Annotated in this window: 1 protein-coding gene; it reads left to right on the top strand. The window is 63.6% G+C overall.

Annotated features, from left to right (window positions below; genetic code table 11):
* Window positions 1-494: dienelactone hydrolase family protein (locus tag AC1D1Y_RS26255; protein ID WP_477684930.1), on the top strand; the 494-nt coding region annotated here is incomplete at both ends.

The following is a 494-nucleotide window of genomic DNA, read 5'->3' as shown; positions in this document are numbered from 1 at the left end:
TTTCTGGAACGTGCCCAGAAATTCGCCGTGGGTGGCGTCACTGCTGCTGGCCTGCTGGCTGCGCTGAGCCCCAACTTTGCGGCAGCCGAGGTGGTACCCAAGGACGACCCGCGCGTCAGCGCCCGCACGGTTGAGATTTCGGCATTGGCGGGCTATGGCAGCATCAAAGCGTATCTGGTGCGGCCTGCGCAAACCACGGGCAAGCTGCCCACGATTCTGGTGGTGCATGAAAACCGCGGGCTCAATCCCCATATCGAAGACATTGCCCGCCGCCTGGCGCTGGCGGGTTATCTGGTGCTGGCCCCGGATGCGCTGACGCCGCTAGGCGGCTATCCGGGCGACGAGGACAAGGCGCGTGAGTTGTTTGCCAAGCTGGACCAGACCAAGACACGGGAAGACTTTGTGGCGGCGTCACGCTATTTGCTCACGCATGCCGAGAGCTCGGGCAAGCTCGGTGTGGTGGGGTTTTGCTATGGCGGTGGCATGGCCCACAC

This window comes from Polaromonas sp. P1_G1, assembly GCF_056405595.1.
This window is presented reverse-complemented; position numbering and strand designations above follow the sequence as displayed.